Origin of the sequence: Streptomyces sp. NBC_00873, assembly GCF_045207415.1 — a bacterium.
Taxonomy (GTDB): domain Bacteria; phylum Actinomycetota; class Actinomycetes; order Streptomycetales; family Streptomycetaceae; genus Streptomyces.
Genome location: NZ_CP108803.1, coordinates 1,395,451 through 1,413,788, shown reverse-complemented (window position 1 = coordinate 1,413,788; position 18,338 = coordinate 1,395,451). Strand labels below are relative to the sequence as shown.

The following is an 18,338-nucleotide window of genomic DNA, read 5'->3' as shown; positions in this document are numbered from 1 at the left end:
CGCACACCCTTCGTACACCCCTCCCAGGAGCACATGATGAGCGGCAACAAGCCGATGAAGGACCCTCTCGCCCTGCTGGACATCGCCTCGGTGCTCAGCGACGAGGAACGCGAAATCCAGGCCACGGTCGCCAAGTTCCTCGCCGACCGGGTGCGCCCGCACATCGGCGAGTGGTTCGAGAACGCGCACTTCGCCCGCGAACTCGCCCCCGAACTCGGCAAGCTGGGCGTTCTCGGCATGCACCTGGAGGGGTACGGCTGCGCGGGCGTCAGCGCCGTCGGCTACGGGCTCGCCTGCCTGGAACTCGAGGCCGCCGACTCAGGCTTCCGCAGCTTCGTGTCGGTCCAGGGTTCGCTCTCGATGTACTCGATCCGGAAGTGGGGGTCCGAGGAGCAGAAGCAGGAGTGGCTGCCCCGGCTCGCCGCGGGGGAAGCCATCGGCTGCTTCGGCCTCACCGAACCCGATTTCGGCAGTGACCCGGCGGGGATGCGTACGCGTGCAGTCCGCGACGGCGGCGACTGGATCCTGGGCGGCTCCAAGATGTGGATCACCAATGGCGGCATCGCCGACGTGGCCACGGTCTGGGCGCAGACCGAGGACGGCGTCCGGGGCTTCCTCGTGCCGCGCGGCACGCCCGGCTTCACCACCAGCGACATCAAGCAGAAGATGTCGCTCCGGGCCTCGATCACCTCCGAGCTCCACTTCGACAACGTGCGACTGCCGGATTCCGCCCGGCTTCCTGGGGCCCAGGGGCTGAGGGGCCCGCTCTCGTGCCTGAACGAGGCACGGTTCGGCATCCTCTTCGGCGCAGTCGGCGCGGCCCGTGACTGCCTGCAGACGGCCATCGACTATGCGGACGCGCGCGTCCAGTTCGGCCGACCGATCAGCGCCTTCCAGCTCACCCAGCGCAAGTTCGCCGACATGGCGCTCTCCCTCGGCAATGCGGCGCTGCTCGCCCTCCACCTCGGTCGGCTCAAGGACCTCGGCAACCTCCGCCCCGAGCAGGTGAGTGCGGGCAAGCTGAACAACGTACGGGAGGCACTGGCCATCGCCCGCGAGTGCCGGACCGTGCTCGGGGCCAACGGCATCTCCTTGGAGTACTCGCCGCTGCGGCACGCCAACAACCTCGAGTCGGTGCTCACGTACGAGGGCACGAGCGAGGTGCACACGCTGGTCGTCGGGCAGGCCCTCACCGGTCAGGCCGCCTATCGCTGAGGCGGCCCAGGACAAGGATGCGCACCCCCTGGCACACCGGCCGGCGGCTCCGCCGTGCGGCCGGGACTCCTGGTGATCAGTCTCAGTGACCGGAGGAATTCCCGATGACGCAAGCCGATCAAGACGTGCACGACAGTAAGAGGACGGAAGAGGCGCCCTCGCCGGCGAATCTTCAGCGTGGTCTGCGTCAGCGCCACCTGACGATGATCGGTATCGGGGGCGTGATCGGCGCGGGGCTCTTCGTGGGTTCCGGCGTCGTCATCAACGACATCGGTCCGGCCGCGGTGCTCACCTATGTGCTGGCCGGTGCCCTCATCGTGTGTGTGATCCGGATGCTGGGCGAGATGGCTTCGGCCCAGCCCTCGACCGGATCGTTCGCGGACTACGCGCGCACCGCGCTCGGCGGCTGGGCCGGGTTCAGCGTGGGCTGGCTGTACTGGTACTTCTGGGTCATCGTGGTCGGTTTCGAGGCCGTGGCGGGCGCCAAGATCTTGGGCCGCTGGGTGGACGCACCGCTGTGGCTGATATCCCTGGTGCTCCTCGCTCTCATGACGGCCGTCAACCTCATCTCGGTCCGTTCGTACGGGGAATTCGAGTACTGGTTCGCCTCGATCAAGGTCGTGACGATCGTCGTCTTCCTGATCGCGGGCACCTGTTTCGTCCTGGGCCTGTGGCCCGGACGGCACGCCGACCTGAGCAATCTCACCGCGCATGGCGGCTTCTTCCCCAACGGCGTCGGACCCGTCTTCTCCGGCATCGTCGTGGTGATCTTCTCCCTCGTCGGCGCGGAGGTCGTCACCATCGCCGCGGCCGAGTCCACGGAGCCGACCCGGGGCGTGGTCAAGGCCACGAACAGCGTGGTGGCGCGCGTCCTCATCTTCTTCGTGGGATCCGTTCTCCTCGTGGTCGCCATGCTCCCGTGGAACTCCAGCCAGGTGGGCGCCTCGCCGTACGTCTCCGCTCTCGACCACATCGGTCTGCCCGCCGCGGGCGACGTGATGAACCTGGTGGTTCTTACGTCGATCCTGTCCTGCCTCAACTCCGGTCTGTACACGGCGTCCCGGATGATCGTCGTCCTGTCCGGCAACCGAGAGGCGCCCGATTCGTGGCGCAAGGCCAACCGCAGGGGCGTACCGGTACGTGCCGTCCTCGCCAGCACCACCGTCGGCTATCTCTGCGTCGTCGCCGCCTACCAGTGGCCGGAGACGATCTTCATGTTCCTGCTCAACTCCTCCGGCGCCGTCATCCTCTTCGTCTACCTGCTGATCACGCTCGCCCAGCTGCGTACGCGTCGAAAGCTGGAAGCGGAGGCGCCCGAACGGCTCCAGGTCCGCATGTGGTTCTTTCCCTGGCTCAGCTACGCCACCGCGCTGGCCATCACCGCCACGCTCGCCTCCATGTACTTCGTCGCGGAAAGCCGATCCCAGCTGCTGCTGAGCCTGGTTGCCTGGGGCATCACGCTGCTTGCCTACGGCCTCAACCGCCGCTTCCGGGTGGCGCGTTCAGCTGACTGATCGGCGCCGTCGCCCACCGGACCGCTTCACCCACCCGCCGTACCCGCCCGGAATCGGAGCGAGCCGCTCGTAAACCGCTGTGAGCCGGCGGCGTCTGCGCCCCGATGGGCCGCTCGCGGTCTGCGTCCTTGCCCGCAAGGAGGTCCGCGCCGCCGCCGAAGGGCGCCCAAGAAATTGGCGAGTACACGCCCATTGTCAGGGTCGCGACGAACGGGTTACATGGTCCCCGCACGCGGACGAAAGCGCTTTCTGTCGATCGGGAAACCCCGGTCGACTGCCCCTCGCTCCCGCTGGGAGGCTGTATGACATCGCCCCGCACCAGACGCTACTCACTCGCCGTCGCCGCGCTCGCCGCGACCGCCTCGCTTGCCGCCGCCACGTTTCCGGCCCACGCGGCCCGTCCGTCAACCGCCCACACTCCGCTGCGAGCCCAGGCTGTGGCGGCGTACGACTTCGGGCACCCGGACCCCGCCGACCCCGGTCGCGAGCAGGACATCGGGCGCTCCGGCACCGCGCTCAGCTTGATCAACGGCGGTTCCGCGATGCGCGTGGCCGACGAGGCCTACCCGGGCGCTTCGCCCGCCCTGCAGGTACGTCAGCAGAACCCGGCCACCGCGGGCAACGATGACTGGAAGGCCGGGGCGTGGGACGCCAAGGGCATGTCGTCCCTCGGGGCCTTCCGTAGTGCCCGGGGTGCCACCGTCATGGGGTGGTTCAAGATGACGGGCGACAATCCCGCCCTCAACTCCAACACGGCCAACCCGAGCGACCGCTACAACGCGATCGGGCTGGCCGGCGTACTGTCCGGAACCTCTGACGGTCACGCGGTGCGTGCGCTGCTCGAACTCATCCAGGTCAACGGTGAGTTGAAGCTGGTCGCGCTGGGAAGACGCCTGGACAGCGGCGCCTCCCAGACCTTCGCTGCCGGCGCCCCCTGGGAAGAACTGCTGCCCCGCGGCGAATGGGTCCACCTGGCCGCGACGTTCGACTTCCGCGACGGCACCCTCGCCCTCTACCGCGACGGCAAGCCCCTGGACGGCTTCTACGTCACGCCGGGCGACCCCTGGGAACTCGCCACCACGCCTGCGCCCCACCGCGCCTCGCCCACCGATCCCCGCGGCATCAAGATCGGCGGCAGCTTCCCCCAGAACACCCGGGAGAACAACGCCTGCGACTGCCGCATGGACGACCTCCTGTTCCTGGACCGCCCGGTGCCGGCCGGAGCGGTGGCGACGGAGTACCGGCGCATGACGCGGGGCCGCTGACCATTGTCGTCCCTTGATCGTTCTTTCCCTGCCTATTTGTCGCGCCCGCCCGAAGGGACCCACATGGCGTCACGACGTACATATCGAAGGAACTGGGCGGCCGTGGCCGTCGGCGCAGCCCTCGCCCTGGGCGGTCTCGCCGCGCCGTCCCATGCCGACGAGCCCGCCACGGCGACAGCCGCCCTGACCGACCCCATTCCGCAGAAGCCCGTCCAGTCCAGGACGGGACTCGTCCTGCAGGAGTTCGCACAGTTCCCCAAGTCGGAACCCATTCCGGCGCCGACGGATCCGCGCCTGATGCGCCACGCACGGATCAACACCATCAATGAACTCCCCGACGGCTCCGGCCGGATGGCGACCCCCGACCTCAACGGCACCCTGTACCTCACCGACCCCGGCGCCGCGACGCGCACCTCCGGGGGCACCCCGCACCCCTACCTGGACGTCAAGGCGGCATTCCCGCACTTCTTCTCGGGCCGCGGTCTCGGTCAGGGCTTCGGGTACGCCGCATTCCACCCGGAGTTCGGAGCGAACGGGCGCTTCTACACCGTCCACACCGAGCTCGCCTCGCAGGCCACCGAGACTCCCGATTACCAGCAGGCCGGCACGCCCACCTATCACGGCATCATCACTGAGTGGACCGCCGACGACCCCTCCGCCGCCGCCTTCCACGGCACCCATCGCGAGGTGCTGCGTATCGGCTTCTCCGGCCAGGTCCACGGAATTCAGCAGATCGACTTCAACCCGACGGCCAAGCCCCACGACGAGGACTACGGCCTTCTCTACCTCGCGGTGGGTGACGGAGGGCAGGGTGCCGGAAACAGCGAGCCGCAGAACCTGACGCTCCCGCACGGCAAGCTTCTGCGGATCGACCCCGCGGGCCGTGACAGCGCCAACGGCCGGTACGGCATCCCCGCGTCCAACCCGTTCGTCGGTGAACCCGGTTCGCTCGGGGAGATCTACGCGATAGGCATGCGGGACCCGCACCGCTTCAGCTGGGACGCGGGCGGCAGCCACCGTATGTATCTCGGCCATATAGGCGAGCACGCCATCGAGTCGGTGTACGAGGTCAAGGCCGGGGACAACTTCGGCTGGAGCGAGCGCGAGGGCCCCTTCGCATTCGACAAGAAGACCACCGACCCGTGCGCCCGCATCCTCCCCCTCCCCGCCGACGATGCCCAGTACGGCTACACCTACCCGGTCGCCGCCTACGACCACGACCCGGCACCCGACTGGAACTGCCGGTCCGATGTGGGCCGCGCCATTGCCGGAGGCTTCGTCTACCGCGGCAAGGACGCGCCGGCGTTGCGTGGAAAGTACATCTTCGGTGACCTCGTGGACGGCCGGATCCTGACCGCGGACACCCGCGACATGCACCGCGGCGCCGACCTCGCGCCGCTCGAGCAGCTGATGCTCTTCGACAAGTCCACCGGGAAGGCGGTCACCATGCGCGACCTCGCCGGTGACCAACGTGTCGACCTGCGCTTCGGCTCCGACCGCAGTGGCGGCCTGTACATCGTCTCGAAGGCCAATGGCAAGGTCTGGAAGGTGACCGGGACCCGCACCTTCGCCGACTGCGAGATCGGCAACACCCCCACCACCCACACCACCGGTCCCGACAACTGGGCGCCGGTCACCCCGGCCAAGTGGGCATACACCGAACGCGAGACGATCCTGGCCGAGCCGGGCGTCGCCCGCCCGGGACCGCGCCGCCCCTTCGAGTACGCCGTCCTGACCGCGGGCCCGCGCTACTCCTCCGTCACCGTCGAGGCGGAGGTACGGATCGACACCCCCGTCGAGATCACCAACCGTGACGTCATTCTCATCTGGGACTACCAGTCCGACACCCGATTCCAGTACGCGCACCTGTCGAGCGACAACACCATCTACCCGCACAACGGTATGTTCACCGTCAACGACGCCGACCGGCTGCGCATTGACGACCAGTGGAACGGAACCTTCGGCGCATCTCCGGCGATCAAGGACGACGGATGGCACAAGGTGCGCCTCACCCACTGCGCCGACACCGGTGAGACCGCCGTCTACCTGGACGGCAGCCGCAACCCGCTGATCACGGCCACCGACCCGGTCTTCGCCTCGGGCCGGGTGGGCTTCGGATCCTTCGACAACGCGGGCCGCGTCCGTCACCTGAAGGTCACGGGCACTCAGGCCGACGACTGACCTCGCGGGAGCGGGCCGAGACCGTCGGCCCGCTCCGCACCGTCACGGAACGTCGGGGCTCAACGTGCATCACGCGGGTAGTGGGCGTGGGCGTGGGCAGCGGCGCGGGGATTCGGTCCGCTGCTGTGGTAGCGGGAGCAGTGTCGGATGAAGCGGGCGCGGGCCTGCCCCGACCGCGTAGTCCAGCCTGAGGAACCGTGGTTCGAGGTCGCCCGGCTCCTCGCCGAGTGCGAGCTGCGCGGCGGCCCAGGGGGCGTTCAGGAACCCGGCGGCGGGTGTGCTGGGGGTGATCGTAGGGTGCGCAGACTCACCCGACTGCTACGTCCGTGTTTCGGAATTCGCGGGCACGTGGTTGCATGCCGATTCGACGGGAGTCCTTGCACTTTCTTCCCACTCGGATTCGCCGAGCAGTGGCGCACTGCCTGAAACGTCCCGGAAGTCCCCTGTGCGCCGGAGGTTCTACGCTCGAGGAGGAAGCGAGGAAGCGGGGGAGAAGCAGACGGGAGACGAGCCTGTGGTCGGCGACCCAGAGCCTGAGCCACGCCCGCCCCGAGCGGGGCGCCTGCGCTCGGTGTCCGGGCAGGACGTGCCGCTGCGCCACCACATGGTGCACGGCTACCGCCGCGCGTACCGGATCGCCGGAGACGGTCCGGCGATCCTGCTCATCCACGGCATCGGCGACTCCTCCGCGACCTGGGCGGATCTGATCCCCGAATTGGCCCGCAGCCATACGGTCATCGCCCCCGACCTGCTGGGCCACGGGGCCTCCGACAAGCCGCGGGCCGACTACTCGGTGGCGGCATACGCGAACGGCATGCGTGACCTGCTGGGCGTGCTGGACATCGAGCGTGCCACCTTGGTCGGTCACTCGCTCGGCGGTGGCGTGGCCATGCAGTTCGCGTACCAGTTCCCCGAGCGCACCGACCGCCTGATCCTGGTCAGTGCGGGCGGCGTGGGGCGCGAGATCAACCCTGTCCTGCGGGCGGTATCGCTGCCGGGCGCGGACCTGATGCTGCACTCGCTCAGACTGCCCGGCATGCGCAGCCAGGTCGGCCTCTTCAGCCGCCTGATCAAGCTGCTCGACACCGACCTGGGACAGGATGCCGCAGAACTGCTCAACGTAGTGGACGCCCTCCCCGACGCCACGTCGCGCAGCGCCTTCATCAGCACCCTGCGGTCGGTGGTCGACTGGCAGGGTCAGGTGGTGACCATGCTCGACCGCTGCTATCTGGCGGAGGGCATGCCCACGCTGCTGCTGTGGGGATCGCGCGACAGCGTGGTGCCGGTCCGGCACGCCTACCGCGCGCACGCGGCAATGCCCGGCAGCCGCCTGGAGATCTTCGAGGGCGCGGGCCACTTCCCCTTCCACAGCGACCCCGCACGCTTCCGCGCCCTGGTCGAGGACTTCGTGCGCACCACGGCCCCGGCCGACTGGAGTCAGGAACGGTGGCGGGAGCTGCTACGGGTGGGGCGGCCAGGCAGCGGGGTGGGGGAGCCGGACTCGGCGTACCACCGGGCAGTGGAGGACGATCTGCGCGAGGCGAGTGAGCGGAGCGCTACGTGACGGGCGGAGAGCTCCGCCTGCCTGCGTGGCTGGCGGAGCAGGTCCGGCCGTTTCGGGCCCGCCCTCAGAGGTCGTCGGGCAGGAGCCGGAACGCTCCATGGGCGGTGAGTGGCCGCATCATCCGGAAGTGCCGGTCGGTGGTGAACAGGTCAGCGGTCTGGAATGCGGCGGCGAGCACCACGTTCATTGCGTCAGCCAGCCCCACCCCTTGGCCGCCGTCCGCGTCCTGGTACCCGCGCATGACCGCCATGGCGCTGCGCAGATGCGGTGCCACCTCGGGCACTTCGAAGCGCCGCGCCTCGACCTGGCGAGCGACGAAGTCGAGTGCGTTCATCGAGGCACCGGCACCGAGGCGGGCGGTCAGCAGATAGTCGAGTTCGGTGAGCACCATCGGCGACACCACAAGGTGGCCCATGGCACTGAGCGCATCTCGGTGCGCTGCATGGTGTGGGTCCTTGGGCGTGAACAGGCGGTACAGGGCGTTCGCGTCGGCGATCGCGACCGGAATCTCACTCATCGACCGCACCCATGCCCCGCAGTGTCTCGTCGATCTCGTCGTCGGTGAGCACGGGCCCACCCAGGTCGGGAAGATCCAGCGGCCCCATGGGGTCGGTACGGAAGGGATACGAGGGCCGCCCCAGACGGGAGCCGCGGGGAACGATGTCCCCTATGGGAACGCCGTCCTTGGTGATGGTCACGGTTTCCCCGGCCTCGACACGGGCCATGATGCGCGAGGTCTGCTGATTCAGCTCCCGGAGAGGAACGTCCCTGTTGTCGCTCATGACACCAGCGTACTACTCGTTCTACATCCCCGCCGGAATGCGAGCGGAGGACGCCATCGCATGACTGATGTCCGGAGGGGTATACCCGCGCGGGTATACCCCTCCGGCATGACCTCAGGCCGCTCCCGCTTCGACCAGGAACGGACTCGGCTCTCCCGACCAGGACACGTACAGCCCGTCGCGGGCCCGGGTGCAGGCGACGAAGAGCAGGCAGCGCTCAGTCATGAGATCCGCCTCGTGCTGGAGGCGGTCCACGTCGGCCGGCGTCACGGCGCCTGGGTAGGGCAGCGCTCCCTCGCGCGCCCCTATGACGGCCACGCACCGGAACTCCAGCCCTTTGAAGGAGTGCATCGTTCCGACTCGTACGGTTGGCGCGTCCTCGGAGGCGTCGGACCGCAGCTGTGCTGCGGGGATGCCTGCGGCCATCAGCCGTTCGATTGCCTTATCGCAGTTCTTGTTGAAGCGGGCACTGACGCCGATCTCGCCCGGGCTGACACCGGCCTCGGTCCACGTCCGGATCTGTGCGACGAGCGCGTCCAGTTCGGCCTCCTCCGACACGGCCGCGTACACGGCGGGGCCGCTGCCGTGGAGGGCCGAACGGTATCCCAGCAGGGTCTCGTTGCGGTCGTCGTCCTCCAGCTGCGCGATGGGACGGCCGACAAGCAGTGCGGTGGACCAGCTGAGGATCTCGTGCGTGCTGCGGTAGTTCTTCCGCATCTTCGTCGAGCGGCCCGCGACCTTGATACCGAGCGCCTTCAGCGACACCTTCGAGTCGTAGATCCGCTGGTGGGGATCCCCGGCGATGAACAGGTCGTCGGGGCGCGCGGGGACAGCAGCGCGCAGGAGGCGCCACTGGGTGGGGTGCAGGTCCTGGGCCTCGTCGACGACGATGTGCCGGTACAGGGGATCCTTCGCTTCGAGCAGGTCGGCGGCCTCCGCGCACGTTCCCAAGTACGTGCGCAGGCCGTCGGCGGCGAGCCGGTCGGAGAACGCCTGGACAGTACTCCACACCAGAGAGCGGTCGGCGGCCGGGAGGCGGCTGCCTCGCCCACGCCGGTCGGCGACTTCGTACCCCTCAGGACTCCGCAGGTTCTGGGCGAGGACGACGTGCTTGTACTCCTGGGCAAGGAACTGGGCGGTGCCCGTGAAGCCGGTGGCGCGCGCGGCCTGCTCCCAGCGGACCTCCTCCTCGCCGCCCCGAAGTGGGCGGCGTGACGTGGAGACGACCCGGCTGGCCAGGGCGTCGACGGTGGTGATGTCCACGCGGTCGCGCAGCTCCTCGTCCTCGACGAGGGCGGCGAGCCCACTGCGCAGCGCGGCAACGAGAGCGTTGGTGTACGTGGTCAGCAGGATGCGCTCGCCGTCGCGCAGGAAGGTCAGCAGGTGTCGTACACGGTGCAGAGCGACGACGGTCTTGCCGGTGCCCGGTCCGCCGGTCACCTGCGCCGGTCCGGAGTAGCTGGCCCGGTAGGCGACCTTGTGCTGGGAGGGGTGGAGGAAGATCCGCCAGGCCGTGAACGGCTTGTCGAGGATGTCGCGCAGCTCGTCGGAGGCGGTGATGAGGGCGATACGGGTGCGGGTGTGTCCGATGGCGGTCGCGTAGTCGCTCGTGTCCACCGGATCGGCTGAGGCTGTGGGGAGGTTGACGGACACCAGGTCACGCCAGACCTCCTCCACGGTGAAGCCCTCGGCGAGGTACTCCAGCACTTCCCGCTGGTCCTGCGGGAAGTAGGGCGCGAAGACCTCCAGCTGTTCCCTGCTGGTGAGGGCGCGGGCCTGGCGAAGAGTGGTCTCGTCGATGCCGAGGGCGGTCAGGTCGCCGTCGGAGACCTTGGAGAACAGCCGCTGGTCGGGTGCGGGTGCGATCCGCTCGTAGGCGGGGGTGAGTTCGTCGAGCATCTCGATGTCGCGGATCTCGACGGCGCGGGTGACCGCGTTGATGCTGGCCTTCTGCTTGATCGCCCAGTCGATGGCCTTGTCGTGCGGCATCACGCGCAGCAGGACGAAGGTGTCGCCACGGTCCGGGGCGAGGACGACGCCGCGGGTGCCCTGGGCGATGCGGATGGTCCGTATCTGCGGGTCCTTGGCCTGCTTCAGCGCCTCCAGTTTCAGCCCCTGGTCCTTGAAGAGCTGGTCCAGGGTGAGGCGCTCGAACTTCTCCCAGGCATCGAAGACCCCCTGCTTGACGGTGCCTTGGAGCTTGCTCAGTTGGGCGCAGAAACCTATGTCGAAGGCGAGGTGCGGCATGGTGTTCCGTTCCGGTTACGTGCTGCGTGCGTCCTATGAGTTCACGGTGTACGAGGTGTACGTGTCGCTCATCCGGCGCCGTCGCCGTCGAGCCCGAGGCGGATCACGGCGAGTGCCTCGGCGATCTCGACGCTCATCTCGTCCTTGGGGCCGAACAGCATGCACATGTCCTCGTGGAGCGGTTCGAGGATCTGCCGGGCCTCGGCGGCCCGCCCCTGGGCGAGCAGCAGCATCCCGATGTTGTGCCGCAGCTCGACGGCCTCCTCGCTGACGTCGCTGTCGAGGGTCCGTACGACGTTCAGTACGCCCTGGAGCGCGGCGAGGGCGTCGGTGACCTGACCCAGTTCGGCACGGCAGCGGGCGGCCTGGGCGCGGCAGGACCGTGCCTGCTCGCCTGTGGGGCCGTTGATGCGGGCGTAGGCGTCGGCGAGGCTGTCGAACTCGGGCAGAGCGGCCCGGTAGTCGCCACCGAGGAGGCGGACCGCCGCGCGCCGGCGGCGCAGTGCCAGGACCGGCTTGCTCTCGGAGCCGAGGGCGAGAGCGGCGGGCTCGATGACCTCGCTGAGCACTTCGGCCGCCTGCGCGAAGCGTTCCTCTTCCAGGAGGGCGTCGGAATGGTCGTACGCCTCCTTGATGTCCTGGCGCAGCTGGGCAGGGACAGGCACCGGCTGGGCGTGCGGGGCGGGGACAACGGGCGCAGCACCTCCGGCCGGCGACGCCTGGGCTCGGGCGCGGGGCGCGTACGGGTGGCGGAACAGGCCCGTCGGGTCGGGGACCCCCGCCGGTCCGGCCTCGGCCGCGGTGCGCTCCTGGCCGGGCGGCGGGAGGAACGGCAGCAGCCGCTCGTACACCTCCTGCGTGTCGGCGGGCCGCTGCTCGGGCGCCTTGCGCAGCAGGTGCAGCACCAGCTCCTCCAGCGCCTCGGGTACGTCGGGCCGCAGCTGCCGCAGTGGGGTGGGCGCGGCGTTGACGTGCTGAAACATCAGCAGGTAATCGCTCTCCGCCGTGAACACGACCCGCCCGCTGAGGAGTTCGTGCAGGACGCAGCCCAGCGCGTACAGGTCGGTCTGCGGAGTGATGCGCCCGCCCCGGACCTGCTCGGGCGACATGTACTGGTAGGTGCCGACGGGGCTTCCGGTCGCCGTCAGCTTGGTGACGTCGGTGCGCAGGATCGCCGCGATGCCGAAGTCGAGGACCTTCACGGTGCCTTCGCGGGCCACGAGGATGTTCCCCGGCTTGAGATCGCGGTGGATCACCGGCACGTCGTGCGCATGCGACAGCACGGTCGCGACCTGCGCGGCGACGGCGACCCCCCAGCTGATGGGCAAGGGGTGGTCGGGGTGGAGATAGGCGGACAGCGACATGCCGTCGACGAGTTCCATCACCAGGAACAGCCGCTCGTACGACTCGTCGAGCACCGCGTCGTACACCTGCGGCACCCCGGGGTGCTGGATACGCGCGGTGATACGGGCCTCGCGGCGGAACCGCTTGGCGAACTCCTCGGCCTGGTGCGGGGAGGTGATCGACGCCTGCCGGATGACCTTCACGGCGACGGGCCGGTCGAGGACGGCGTCATAGCCGCGCCATACGACGCCCATGCCGCCCTCGTTGAACTGCTCCAGCAGCTCGTAACGACCAGAGATCACCTGCTGCGGCACTTTGCCCCCGTGCGTGCGTGTGCTGGCCGGGGAGCGCTGCGGCGCTTGCCCCGACAGGGTCGGGGCCAAGTCTCTCTGGTACTGCGATCTCCAGTCCAGCGGGGGCGGGGTGGTGGGGGCTGAGGCGTCGCTTTCCGGTCAGCCGGATGGCTCGTTGCCAGGCCGGTCTCAGGTCCTGGCGTTCGGTCGATTCATGGTCAGGTGCGGGCATGTCGATGTCTATCCGCCAGTGTGATCACCAGCCCATCAGCGGCCCGTGAGTCCGAGGCATTCGCGGCTTGATTGCCACCAACATGCCATGCGTGTGAGCGGTATAGTCCCCAGCCGCCCTTAAGGTGGGCGCAGTTGTATCGAGACGTCTCGGGGGCGGACAGCGTGACCACTGCGTTAGGCACGAGCACCATCACCCTTGCTCTTGTCGCCGGATATGCCGGTTCGGGTAAGTCGGAGGCCGGCAAGCTCCTGGCGGCGGCGACCGGTTGGGCCATGCTCGACAAGGACACCATCAGCCGCCCCATGACCGAGCGACTGCTGCTGGCACTGGGTGGGGATCCGGATGATCGCCACAGCCCCGCCTACCTGGAGCACGCCAGGCCTCTGGAGTACGAGTGCCTGATGAAGGCGGTCTGGGAGAACCTTGAGTGCGGAACGTCCGTGGTCGCCGTGGCGCCGTTCCTCGCCGAGAGCGCCGATGCGCAATGGACTTCTCGGGTGGCACGCCGGTGTCGTAGGACCGGAGTCCGTTTCGAGACTCTGTGGGTGGACAGCGACCTGGAATCGATGCGAGACCGGCTGATCTCGCGCAATGCCTCACGCGATACGTGGAAGCTGACGCACTGGCCTACGTACACGACCGGCCTCGACCTCGGCCTCCGACCGGTGACGTCTCACCACGTCATCGACAACCGCATCGGAACCTCACGCCCGCTTGCCGAGCAGGTCGAGTCCATCGCGCAACGGCTTCTGGGGGTCTCGTGAGCGCGATCGTTCTGTACGGACCCCCCACGGCCGGCAAGGACACCGTGACGGCAGCTCTCTGCTCCGCCGACCCACGCTTCGAATCAGTCACCAAGCTCAAGCACGGAACCGGTCGGTCAGCCGGATACCGGTTCGTCACCGCCGAGGAACTCGATGACCTGCGCCACCAGGGCAGGATCGTGGCGGAGACCCGGCGCTACGGAAACATCTACGCGGTCGACGACCTCTCCCTCACGCAGCCGCAGGAGCGGGGCCGGATCCCCATCACTCACATCGGTAACGTCACCGATATGCGCACGCTGCTGGACCGCAGTCGGGCGACCTCGTGGCTGCGCGTCCTCCTCTGGGTTCCAAGGAACGTGTGCGAGGCACGGTCCCGCGAACGGGGAGACACCGATACGCCGAAGCGGCTCACCGCCTGGGACGAGACCGCACAGGACGTTCTCGACTCCGATGTACGGGACCTGTTCGACCTGGTGGTACGCACGGACCGTACGGATTCGGAGACGGCTGCCAGGCAGATTGCCCACGCGCTCGACGGGGCACCGGACGTCTTGGGTACGGAGGAGCTGTTCGCGACTCTCGGGCTCGGCACGGACGGAAGCGGGGCTCGCCGGAGCGCGACTCAGCGCCATGCGTGAGCACATCCGAGTACACGCACAGCGACATCAACGGCCACAAGCAGCAGGGGGATGCCGGTGGGAGTTGTCCGGACGTTAGAGGAGCTGGCGAGAATCGGTCGCCAGCGCACCGTCAGTGATCGCAGCGTGCATCTGCATCAGGACGAGGTCACGACGGACCTTCTGCTGGACACCGTATCGGCCGACCGTGTCTCCCTGGACCGTATGAGCATCGACGGGGCGCTCACCGTACGCTCCTGCCACATCGATGAACTGGTCGTCGATCACGTGGAAGCGGACGCGCTCCTGGTGGTGAATTCCCGGATCGGCCGACTGACCATCCGCAATGCGTCGATGGGCTGTGAGGTCACGATCATCGACTCCGCGCTCGACTTTCTTGCTCTGCACTCGTGCGGGCACACTCGGCTGGAGCGCCTCCGCGTGGAGGAGCTCGTACAGATCAACGCTCTGCGCGGGCCGATCCGGATTGGCAACACACGCGTATCCGCGCTCGCGGTCCGCAGCCAGGCCACGGGCGGCCGCCTCGGCCGACCTCGTGTGGTCGTGCGAGGACTGCGCGCCCGTGAGGACGTCACGTTCGACGATCTCTGGCTGTCCGCAATCGAACTCGACGATGTCGAGACACCTGAGCTCACCTTGCAGCGTGTGCGACTTGACGAGCCGCTGCGGGCGAACGAGCTTCGCTGCAGTGAGACGGTGCGAGTGAACGGGTTGGTCATTCCTGTCGAGGACAGCACGATCACGAACAGCACCGTCAGAGGTCCTGTGGAGATCCGCAATCTCGGGCTCTGTGACAGCTCGGGCGGCGGTCGGACCGATACGACCGCTCGCCTTGCCCTTCACAACACGACAGTCATGTCCCTCGCTTCGGCGTCCGAATCATCGTCGGTGATCAGCCTGCACGGTTCCTCGGTCACGGGCACCCTCGGACTTCCGTCCGGCAGCTCCCGCTACAGCCTCGACAGCTCCTCCAGCGTCGGTGACATGGAACTGGCCGGCGAGGTCTTCCGCAACGGCTCCCAAGCCCTTTCTTTCCTGGAGCGGTCCTTCACCGAAGTGACCGCTGTTGCTTTGGAGTCCGTACGGTCGGCACTGGCCAGAAGGAACCGGAACCGCGAAGTTGACGAGCTCTACTACCTTGCGCGACAGCGCGAGGCAGCGGTCTTGCCGCCGCTGCGGCGCGCCATCGGGCGGGGCATCCTCGGCGGGGTCCTCGGCTGGGGAGTGCGCGCACGCAACCCGGCGCGTGTGCTGGCGGTGGGGGTCGTGCTGACGGGCGTGGTACTCCATCTGGTGGGGGCAGTGCGCGAACCAGGACGAGATCTTACGGACGTGACCGTCGCCGGTAAGAGCTTCGTTCTGGCCCTCGCCCTGTGGTTGAACGTCGGCACCGGCATGCCGTCCGAGCTCAAGACGGCCGAATGGTCGGCGATTGCGGTCTCGTTCACAGCGGCGGGAATGCTGTTCACCACTCTCATTGTGGGCATCGTCATCCGCAAGCTGGTGCGTTGAGTCCCCGAGGATGTCCGGGTGACAGAGTGAGGCCCATGGACCAGCGTGAAGAGGCCGAGGAGAGCGCGGTGCCAGCACCGGCTGTCGCGTACGGACTGCGTGGCAAATCGTTCCTGGTGACCGGTGGCAGCAGGGGACTGGGGTACGCGGTCTCCCGACTCCTCGCCGCCGAGGGAGCGTCCGTTGCGATCTGCGGTCGCGACCCCGACACTCTGGCTCAGGCTTCGTCCGAGCTGCGCAAGGACTTCGACGCCCAGGTTGTGGCTGGATCTGTGGACGTCCTGGCGCCGGACGAACTGGAGGACTTCACCCGGCAGGCCGGGAGCGTGCTCGGCGGCCTCGACGGCCTGGTCGCCAACACCGGAGGCAAGCGGGGCGGCGGCCTCCTCGACTCGACCCGCGAGGACTGGCAGGCGACCTGGGAGCTGAACGGCGGCCACGCGGTGCGCACCGTGCGGTCGGCGCTGGACAGTCTGCGTCCGGGCAGCTCCGTGGTGATCGTCGCCTCCATCTCCGGCTGGAAGCCTCGCTTCCCGGCACAGTACGGGGCGGCCAAGGCGTCGGAGATCTACCTCGCGGGTGCCCTGTGTCAGGAACTTGCCCCGTACGGGGTCCGGGTCAACACCGTCAGCCCTGGTTCGATTCTCCTGCCGGGCAAGAGCTGGGACCGCCTGCGCCGACGTGACCCGGAGGCCTATGAGGCGTACGCAGAACGCAACCCTAGCGGGCGCCTGCTGAACGCTGAGGAGGTCGCCCGGGTTATCACCTTCCTCCTCTCACCGGCCTCCGGAGCGGTGAACGGTGCCCACATCCCGGTTGACGGCGGCCAGCCGCAGGCGGGGCTGGGAACGGTTCCGGGCCGACAGGGCGGGACGGCTACATGAGTGGATGAGCGCCTACGACAGTCCCACGTCCAGTACGGCCCACACCGTTTTGCCAGGTCCGTCGACGCACGGATACCAGCCCCAGCGGTCGGTGAGTGCGGCCACCAGGAGGAGGCCGCGGCCTTCGGCCAGGTCGTTGGACGGTTCGGCGAGGGTCGGGATGCTCTCGCCGCGTGAGTCGGTGACCTCCACGCGCAGGGTCGCGCCCTCGGCGGAGAGTCGCAGGCGGAAGTCGCGGCCGGGTACGCGTCCGTGGCGTACGGCGTTGGTGCTGAGCTCCGCCACGATCAGCGTCAGCACGTCGTGGGCGTCGCTGCCGTAAGGGATGCCCCAGGCGTCGAGGCGTTCCCCGGCCAGGCGTCGGGCGAGACGGGCGCCGCGTGGGGTGGAACTGAAGCGCATCGTGAAGTGATGCCACGGGAAGCAGGGTTGGCTGGGGCGGACGGCACATACGGGGAGGGGTGACGGGTTGCTGTTCATGCCTCGACGTTGCCGTTTGGTGGCGTAGCGTGAACAGTGGTGACGCGCCGTCGAGCGTTGGTTGTACGCGACGGCTTGCGGTGCGTACGTGGCACGCAGCGTGACAGAGTTCGGAGCGCGGCGTTGGACCGGTGAGGTGGTGGGGCCGATGGACTCTTCGGAACCGATGGAGCAGGGCGAGCCGGGCGTACGGGATGACGCCGGGCCCCGGCCGGAGGACGAGCCGGGGTCGGGCGTGGTGACGGCGTTCGGCCGGCAGTTGAAGCTGCTGCGGGTACGGGCGGGGCTGGAACGGCCGGAGTTCGGGAAGCTCACGGGCTACGCGGGCCAGTCGATCGCTTCCTTCGAGCAGGGGCGGCGTATCCCGCCGCCGAGGTTCATCGACCGGGCGGACGAGGTACTGGATGCCGGGGGCGTTCTGAAGGCGCTGAAGGGGGAGGTGGGACGGGCCCAATACCCGGCGTTCTTCAGGGGCATGGCGCGATTGGAGGCTGAGGCGGCCGAACTGTGCTCCTACGACACCCACGTGGTCAAGGGGCTGTTGCAGACAGAGGAGTACACGCGGGCGCTGCTCGCCATGCGTCGCCCTCTGCTGGACGAGGAGACGATCGAGCTGCGGGTGGCAGCCCGACTCGCTCGGCAGACGATCTTCGATCGCTGGCCTGCGCCGCTGCTCAGCTTCGTGTTCGAAGAGTCCGTGCTGCGTAAGCCTCTCGGTGGGAAGGCAGTGTTGCGAGGGCAGCTCGAACAGCTGCTGCTCATCGGCCAGAGGCGAAATGTGGAGATCCAGGTCATGCCGCTCGACCGTGAGGACAACGCGGGAGTGGACGGGCCGTTCACGGTTATCACGCGCAAAGGCGGAGAGCAGTTCACGTACATGGAGGTCCAAGGGCGAAGCAGCCTGTTGACAGACCGAGAAGAGGTACGTCTCGCCGCCGCGCGTTATGGGATCATCCGGTCCCAGGCTCTCACTCCGCGAGAGACCCTGGGATTCGTCGAGAATTTGCTGGGAGAGCTATGAACACCGCAGAGAGCTCGGATGCCGCTCTGGAAGTCGCCTGGTTCAAAAGCAGCTACAGCGGCGCTGAGGGGGGCGACTGTGTGGAGGTGGCGGCCGCCTTGGACGCCGTACACATCCGGGACTCGAAGGTCCGGTCGGGACCGGCCCTGACGGTTACCCCCCAGGCGTGGGCCGGGCTCGTCCGGCTGGCCGCCGACCAGACCATATGAGCCGTACATTCGTAACCCCCGTGGGTGCCCAGTCGCACAGGCGGCTGGGCACCCTCGTCTTGCACGGTTAGCTGAGGCAGAAAGGCGTCCCCGCTCCGAAGAGCCGGGGCCGACCACCAGATCAGATCCAGGTCACTTGACGACCGTGTACGCATTCATGCCGGGGAACGACGAAATAGACGCAGAA

At 68.3% G+C, this 18,338-nt stretch carries 16 protein-coding genes; 11 read left to right on the top strand and 5 right to left on the bottom strand.

The window, feature by feature from the left end:
* The first annotated feature begins 36 nt into the window (after positions 1-36).
* From OH809_RS06620 to OH809_RS06600, 5 genes are all read left to right on the top strand, one after another.
* Entirely contained in the window at positions 37-1,215 is a 1,179-nt protein-coding gene (locus OH809_RS06620) for an acyl-CoA dehydrogenase family protein (protein ID WP_406423270.1), read from the top strand.
* Positions 1,216-1,319: 104 nt separating this feature from the next.
* Positions 1,320-2,729: an amino acid permease gene (locus tag OH809_RS06615; protein ID WP_406423271.1), complete on the top strand. Its 1,410-nt coding sequence runs from the start codon at positions 1,320-1,322 to the stop codon at positions 2,727-2,729.
* A gap of 302 nt (positions 2,730-3,031) precedes the next feature.
* Positions 3,032-3,994 carry a hypothetical protein gene (locus OH809_RS06610; RefSeq protein WP_406423272.1) on the top strand — a complete coding sequence of 321 codons (963 nt, stop codon included), beginning with the start codon at positions 3,032-3,034 and terminating at the stop codon, positions 3,992-3,994.
* 102 nt (positions 3,995-4,096) lie between these two features.
* A complete protein-coding gene (locus OH809_RS06605; protein ID WP_406423273.1) occupies positions 4,097-6,175 on the top strand; it encodes a PQQ-dependent sugar dehydrogenase in 2,079 nt (692 codons plus the stop codon).
* A 604-nt stretch (positions 6,176-6,779) separates the two neighbouring features.
* A complete protein-coding gene (locus OH809_RS06600) occupies positions 6,780-7,739 on the top strand; it encodes an alpha/beta fold hydrolase (protein ID WP_406425338.1) in 960 nt (319 codons plus the stop codon).
* A gap of 64 nt (positions 7,740-7,803) precedes the next feature.
* Here OH809_RS06600 and OH809_RS06595 read toward each other — a convergent pair whose 3' ends face one another.
* The 4 genes from OH809_RS06595 to OH809_RS06580 all read right to left on the bottom strand — a co-directional run bounded on the left by OH809_RS06595 (position 7,804) and on the right by OH809_RS06580 (position 12,426).
* Positions 7,804-8,256: a PIN domain-containing protein gene (locus OH809_RS06595; RefSeq protein ID WP_406423274.1), complete on the bottom strand. Its 453-nt coding sequence runs from the start codon at positions 8,254-8,256 to the stop codon at positions 7,804-7,806.
* Positions 8,249-8,521 carry a type II toxin-antitoxin system Phd/YefM family antitoxin gene (locus OH809_RS06590; RefSeq protein WP_406423275.1) on the bottom strand — a complete coding sequence of 91 codons (273 nt, stop codon included), beginning with the start codon at positions 8,519-8,521 and terminating at the stop codon, positions 8,249-8,251. The genes OH809_RS06595 and OH809_RS06590 overlap by 8 nt, the downstream gene beginning before the upstream one ends.
* 114 nt (positions 8,522-8,635) lie before the next feature.
* Positions 8,636-10,768 carry a UvrD-helicase domain-containing protein gene (locus tag OH809_RS06585; protein WP_406423276.1) on the bottom strand — a complete coding sequence of 711 codons (2,133 nt, stop codon included), beginning with the start codon at positions 10,766-10,768 and terminating at the stop codon, positions 8,636-8,638.
* 68 nt (positions 10,769-10,836) lie between these two features.
* Positions 10,837-12,426, bottom strand: a complete 1,590-nt coding sequence (locus tag OH809_RS06580) for a protein kinase domain-containing protein (protein WP_406423277.1) — start codon at positions 12,424-12,426, stop codon at positions 10,837-10,839.
* A 375-nt stretch (positions 12,427-12,801) separates the two neighbouring features.
* On the opposite strand from OH809_RS06580, the gene OH809_RS06575 reads away from it, so the two are divergent.
* The 4 genes from OH809_RS06575 to OH809_RS06560 all read left to right on the top strand — a co-directional run bounded on the left by OH809_RS06575 (position 12,802) and on the right by OH809_RS06560 (position 16,441).
* A complete protein-coding gene (locus OH809_RS06575) occupies positions 12,802-13,404 on the top strand; it encodes an AAA family ATPase (RefSeq protein WP_406423278.1) in 603 nt (200 codons plus the stop codon).
* Positions 13,401-14,045 (top strand): guanylate kinase, encoded by a 645-nt coding sequence (locus OH809_RS06570; protein WP_406423279.1) that lies wholly within the window; start codon positions 13,401-13,403, stop codon positions 14,043-14,045. Before OH809_RS06575 ends, OH809_RS06570 begins: the two co-directional genes overlap by 4 nt.
* A 126-nt stretch (positions 14,046-14,171) precedes the next feature.
* Entirely contained in the window at positions 14,172-15,557 is a 1,386-nt protein-coding gene (locus OH809_RS06565; protein ID WP_406423280.1) for a hypothetical protein, read from the top strand.
* 35 nt (positions 15,558-15,592) lie between these two features.
* Entirely contained in the window at positions 15,593-16,441 is an 849-nt protein-coding gene (locus OH809_RS06560) for an SDR family NAD(P)-dependent oxidoreductase (protein WP_406423281.1), read from the top strand.
* A 12-nt stretch (positions 16,442-16,453) separates the two neighbouring features.
* On the opposite strand, the gene OH809_RS06555 is transcribed toward OH809_RS06560, so the two are convergent.
* Positions 16,454-16,921, bottom strand: coding sequence for an ATP-binding protein (locus OH809_RS06555; RefSeq protein WP_406423282.1), 468 nt, complete (start codon positions 16,919-16,921; stop codon positions 16,454-16,456).
* Positions 16,922-17,069: 148 nt separating this feature from the next.
* Here OH809_RS06555 and OH809_RS06550 point away from each other — a divergent pair, with 148 nt between their 5' ends.
* Positions 17,070-17,942: a helix-turn-helix domain-containing protein gene (locus OH809_RS06550; protein ID WP_406423283.1), complete on the top strand. Its 873-nt coding sequence runs from the start codon at positions 17,070-17,072 to the stop codon at positions 17,940-17,942.
* A complete protein-coding gene (locus OH809_RS06545; protein WP_406423284.1) occupies positions 17,939-18,151 on the top strand; it encodes a DUF397 domain-containing protein in 213 nt (70 codons plus the stop codon). The genes OH809_RS06550 and OH809_RS06545 overlap by 4 nt, the downstream gene beginning before the upstream one ends.
* Positions 18,152-18,338: the final 187 nt, after the last annotated feature.

What these genes read in the sequence shown, in the direction of transcription:
- OH809_RS06620 (WP_406423270.1), top strand. Translation starts at nt 37, where the DNA reads ATGAGCGGCAACAAGCCGATGAAGGACCCTCTCGCCCTGCTGGACATC.
- OH809_RS06615 (WP_406423271.1), top strand. Translation starts at nt 1,320, where the DNA reads ATGACGCAAGCCGATCAAGACGTGCACGACAGTAAGAGGACGGAAGAG.
- OH809_RS06610 (WP_406423272.1), top strand. Translation starts at nt 3,032, where the DNA reads ATGACATCGCCCCGCACCAGACGCTACTCACTCGCCGTCGCCGCGCTC.
- OH809_RS06600 (WP_406425338.1), top strand. Translation starts at nt 6,780, where the DNA reads ATGGTGCACGGCTACCGCCGCGCGTACCGGATCGCCGGAGACGGTCCG.
- OH809_RS06595 (WP_406423274.1), bottom strand. Translation starts at nt 8,256, where the DNA reads ATGAGTGAGATTCCGGTCGCGATCGCCGACGCGAACGCCCTGTACCGC.
- OH809_RS06590 (WP_406423275.1), bottom strand. Translation starts at nt 8,521, where the DNA reads ATGAGCGACAACAGGGACGTTCCTCTCCGGGAGCTGAATCAGCAGACC.
- OH809_RS06585 (WP_406423276.1), bottom strand. Translation starts at nt 10,768, where the DNA reads ATGCCGCACCTCGCCTTCGACATAGGTTTCTGCGCCCAACTGAGCAAG.
- OH809_RS06560 (WP_406423281.1), top strand. Translation starts at nt 15,593, where the DNA reads ATGGACCAGCGTGAAGAGGCCGAGGAGAGCGCGGTGCCAGCACCGGCT.
- OH809_RS06555 (WP_406423282.1), bottom strand. Translation starts at nt 16,921, where the DNA reads ATGAACAGCAACCCGTCACCCCTCCCCGTATGTGCCGTCCGCCCCAGC.
- OH809_RS06550 (WP_406423283.1), top strand. Translation starts at nt 17,070, where the DNA reads ATGGACTCTTCGGAACCGATGGAGCAGGGCGAGCCGGGCGTACGGGAT.
- OH809_RS06545 (WP_406423284.1), top strand. Translation starts at nt 17,939, where the DNA reads ATGAACACCGCAGAGAGCTCGGATGCCGCTCTGGAAGTCGCCTGGTTC.